Here is a 350-nt window from a genome sequence, read left to right as displayed (position 1 = left end):
ATAGATAACACCACCTAATATCAGCGGCTCAACATCAATATCCACCAGGCGGTCAAGCTCTGTCGCACCGGTGGGGGCTGTCACGGCCTGTTCCCAGGCAACCTGACCATTTTCCATAATCACCACGGCCAGCTTACCAGATGCGGTTCCCACCATAGCGCCACCGGATGACGTTGTAGGGGCTGAAATGCCTCGCAATGACAACGGCGGAACTTCCGACTCATACAGCCATTGCTGTTCACCGGTTTCGGCATCCAAAGCGAACATGATCCCGGCGCCAGTATTCACCACCACCAGGCCTTCTGCAACGGCGGGCTTAGCAAGGACTTCGCCTTTAACTTTAACTTGCC

Annotated in this window: 1 protein-coding gene; it reads right to left on the bottom strand. The window is 55.1% G+C overall.

The features are described from left to right. A partial coding sequence (locus tag J0A66_RS22205; protein WP_206576004.1) for an outer membrane protein assembly factor BamB family protein occupies positions 1-350 on the bottom strand: 350 nt, incomplete at both ends.

It is taken from the genome of Bowmanella dokdonensis, assembly GCF_017254865.1.
In the GTDB taxonomy this organism is placed as follows: Bacteria; Pseudomonadota; Gammaproteobacteria; order Enterobacterales; family Alteromonadaceae; genus Bowmanella; species Bowmanella dokdonensis.
The sequence above is the reverse complement of the archived record's forward strand: the minus strand, read 5'-3'. Positions and strand labels throughout refer to the sequence as shown.